Source organism: Paraburkholderia dilworthii (assembly GCF_000472525.1).
GTDB classification, from domain to species: Bacteria; Pseudomonadota; Gammaproteobacteria; order Burkholderiales; family Burkholderiaceae; genus Paraburkholderia; species Paraburkholderia dilworthii.
Genome location: NZ_AWZT01000117.1, coordinates 1 through 3,501, shown reverse-complemented (window position 1 = coordinate 3,501; position 3,501 = coordinate 1). Strand labels below are relative to the sequence as shown.

The following is a 3,501-nucleotide window of genomic DNA, read 5'->3' as shown; positions in this document are numbered from 1 at the left end:
GCTGATTTATTTGCATTGTTCGAAACTTGACGAGCAACGAGCGCATACGATGAAGGCTTAGCATCACTTGCTGATCCTCTGTCTTGGCGGCAACCGTACGCATCCCGGGTTGGTGTACTGCTGTCCAGATTGCCCGGGCGTCCGCCGCGTCAGTCTTGTTCGTTTGCACAAAAGGTCGAATGAATTGGGCGTGTAATAGCACCACCTCGTGTCCAAGCGCGCGAATCTTACGCGCCCACCAGTGAGCACTTCCGCAAGCTTCGAGGGCGACGCGACCGGCGGGGCGTTGCGCCAGAAATGTAATCAGATCGTCTCGTCCAAACTTCCGATTCGCGATCTCGCCAGTTTGGGTGTCGACCCAGTACAGCTGGAACACCCGCTTTGCAATATCGAGTCCGTATGTCGTAGCATTCATCTGGGGCCTCCGTTCCGTAAGTGGTTGTGTCGCAACTCCACTCTGGCACATTGATGCCGTTCGGTCCTGGAGGCCCTCAGTCGTGCCTAATTCCCCGAAGGGAGGGCGGTGTCCATTCCATCTCGGGCCAGCACATGACATCTCGACGAAATGTTCGTGACGCTGCGCGGCGAGCCCTCACGGCGGCGATGTTTTTTGTGCCGGCGTCGACATAGTTTCATGACCCACGAATCAGTCATTTCAGGCTTATTGGCTGCCATACGAATAACAGCGCGAGCGCCGTGCATCAGAAGCGTTCGTAGTGCTGTATCGCCACGCTTGCTGATGCCCAGCAAACGTGGCTTGCCACCTGAGGAGGTGTTGACGCGGGATCAGACCCAGCCATGCAGCAGTCCGCGGCCGTCCCGAAAGGCTCGGGGGTTTACCGATTGACGCTGCCAGCGCGGAAGCGGTGAGCGGCCCGACCCGGGTATTGTTTCGAGAAGTTGCCCGGCCGGATCGGTACGATGCATCGCGCGGATGCGTCCCTCCAGTTCAGCCGCCTTGTTACCCAGTTCGCGTAAGTGCTCCAAAAGTAACTGGATCAGGCTCCGGAACGGTTCACAAAGCTCATGCTCCCGAGTGGAAAGGGCTTCTATGACCCTTTGTCGAGCAGCCGGATGCCTTGTGGCAGGACAATACCGAACTCGCCCAGCAAGCCGCGGATTTGATTGGCCAATGCCGTACGGGATTTAACCAGCCCGGCGCGCGCCCGATGCTGTGAAAGCATCGTCTGCTGCGCCTGCGTCTTGATCGGCGCAAAGCGCATGTGCGGTCAATTTAACGCCTCAGATTGCCTTAGCATCGGCCGCATCGGTCTTGTTGCTCTTTACGTAGGGCGGGACGAACTGCGGGGCAATCAGGCACGCCGTGTGTCCGAGCTTCGTGAGTTCCCGGCCCCACTAGTGCGACGACCCACATGCCTCCATGCCAATCACGCACGGGTCAAGCTTCGCGAAAAACGCCAGTACATCAGCGCGGCGCGCAGTTGCTTGCGTACGACAATATGTCCCTGTGAATCCACTCCGTGAACCTGGAACAGAGTCTTTGCAAGATCTAGCCCGACAGTGGCTATCTTCATGATGAACGCTCCTTTGCCGTGGAAGTCAGGACTTCTCCACTAATGGGATGGTCCACCCCACCTCGCTGGACAGGTTAGGCTGGCAGTGCTCATACCGAACTGGAGGCCATCATGGACGACGTAACGCTCGTTGGTATCGATCTCGGCAAACACAGCTTTCACCTGCATGGGCAGGACGCGAAAGGCAAGGCTGTGTTCGCAAAAAGATGAGCCGCAAACAACTGATCGAATTCTTCGCGACGTTCCATGCCTGTACCGTCGTCATGGAGGCCTGCGCCGGTTCGCATCAAATGGCGCGCAAGCTGGCCGAATTCGGGCACGCGGCGCGCCTTATCTCGCCGCAGTTCGTCAGGCCATTCGTCAAGTCAAACAAGAACGATTTCGTCGATGCCGAGGCGATCTGTGAAACAGCGTCGCGCCCGGCCATGAGATTCGTAACCCCGAAGACGGAGTCTCAACAGACGCTTTCCGTGCTGCATCGTGTCCGTGAATCGATGGTGCGCGAGCGGACCAGAACCGTCAACCAGATGCATAGCTTTCTTCTCGAGTTTGGCATCAGTCTGCCGGTAGGCAATACTGCCGTCACACGTCTGCCGGCTGTGCTCGCTATGCAGGAACTGCCGCCCCGGCTGGTTGCGATTCTCGAACGCCTCCACGAGCACTTCAAGTACCTTGAGGAACAGATTGGTGAGATTGACCATGAGCTCGCACGTCAACTCGCTGACGACGAGGTCGGACAGCGTCTGATGAGCATCCCGGGAGTCGGCCCGGTCACCGCAAGCGCGTTGGCCGCGAAGATGGGCGCCGCAAAGCAGTACGGATGCAGTCGCGATTTCGCGGCATCGGTTGGGCTCGTTCCCCGGCAATTCAGTACGGGTGGCAAGACCAATCTTCTCGGGATCAGCCGGCGCGGCGACAAAAATGTCAGCGCCTGCTCGTCCTGTGCGCCCGAGCCTACATGCGAGGCCTGGAAAAACGAACTGGTCGTCTGGCAGACTGAGTTCGCGCAATGCTCGCGCAACGACATTCAAACGTGGTGGCATGTGCGCTGGCCAACAAGCTGGCCCGAACGGCCTGGGCCATTGTTGCACGCCAAACCACATTCGACGCTGGCTTCGCAACTCGCCCTATCTGAAGGAGCACAGCTTCATCTTTGCTTAACTCAATCACCCAACTGGTTTTGCGACGACTGAAAATTGATGACGTGAACGGCGCAGCGGCCTGACGAAGAACCTGAGTGCCAAAGAGGCTTTTCGAAGCCGATCCACTGTTAAGGATCGTCAGGCGCGAATCTCATCGTGGCGCGGGGAGCAACCCCCACAACGACGCCGAATAGATTTAAGCAAGCCAACTCGCCATCGAAGATCAGGGTTGCAAAAACGGGGTGGACCATAGATTTGGCATATGCCGAACTCCGAAGGGCGGGAGTCGTCCATCACATCAGAGCCCATTCCTTCACCTTACGGAATGTTGGCATCCCTTTTTGTCAACGGACCTCATAAACAACACATGGAGTGACTGTGGAGACAGCAGCAGAAAGCGATGCCGCGCAGTCCGGTCGGCATGGCGAAGTTCATCCGATCGGCTCACTGCCGAGGATGGTGGACGTGCTGGAGCGCTGGCAAGTTCCTCGGGCCGTACACGATTGGAGGCGCTTGAGGAACTGCTTACATGCCGAGCTCGTTTCGTTTGCGGCCTCATGCAGCGCATGGTGGTTACCGAGGCGTGCCTGGCTGGTTACGGCCAATTGGTTCGGAGCTCTCGGGACAATGAAGTCCTTCGCATAAGAAGATTGTGCTGGGCCTCCCTGGAGCGGCCCCCTGAAAGTCCGGACACAGTCTCCCACTTACAATAGCGGGTAGGCATACGACTGTGTTAATGAGATGGTCGCCCCCGCCTCCGAGGTCAGGTTACGCTACGGAGGCCTTCTACCAAGGGGAACCATCATGCAAGATGTGGCGCTCAT

General features: G+C 57.9%; 4 protein-coding genes and 1 pseudogene. 1 reads left to right on the top strand and 4 read right to left on the bottom strand.

Going from position 1 to position 3,501, the window contains the following annotated elements; translation table 11 throughout:
* The 4 genes from F759_RS0135320 to F759_RS43855 all read right to left on the bottom strand — a co-directional run.
* Positions 1-415: IS110 family transposase (locus F759_RS0135320; RefSeq protein ID WP_027803896.1), on the bottom strand; the 415-nt coding region annotated here is incomplete at its 3' end.
* An 86-nt stretch (positions 416-501) separates the two neighbouring features.
* Positions 502-750 carry a hypothetical protein gene (locus F759_RS45385; RefSeq protein WP_209440549.1) on the bottom strand — a complete coding sequence of 83 codons (249 nt, stop codon included), beginning with the start codon at positions 748-750 and terminating at the stop codon, positions 502-504.
* A 299-nt stretch (positions 751-1,049) separates the two neighbouring features.
* Entirely contained in the window at positions 1,050-1,223 is a 174-nt protein-coding gene (locus tag F759_RS43860) for a transposase (protein ID WP_209440548.1), read from the bottom strand.
* A 165-nt stretch (positions 1,224-1,388) separates the two neighbouring features.
* A complete protein-coding gene (locus F759_RS43855) occupies positions 1,389-1,535 on the bottom strand; it encodes a hypothetical protein (protein ID WP_209440547.1) in 147 nt (48 codons plus the stop codon).
* A 111-nt stretch (positions 1,536-1,646) separates the two neighbouring features.
* On the opposite strand from F759_RS43855, the pseudogene F759_RS39870 reads away from it, so the two are divergent.
* Positions 1,647-2,670 (top strand): annotated as a pseudogene (locus F759_RS39870) (IS110 family RNA-guided transposase).
* Positions 2,671-3,501 lie beyond the last annotated feature (831 nt).

Excerpts from the sequence above, each read along its gene's own strand:
- F759_RS43860 (WP_209440548.1), bottom strand. The coding sequence starts at position 1,223 with ATGCGCTTTGCGCCGATCAAGACGCAGGCGCAGCAGACGATGCTTTCA.
- F759_RS43855 (WP_209440547.1), bottom strand. The coding sequence starts at position 1,535 with ATGAAGATAGCCACTGTCGGGCTAGATCTTGCAAAGACTCTGTTCCAG.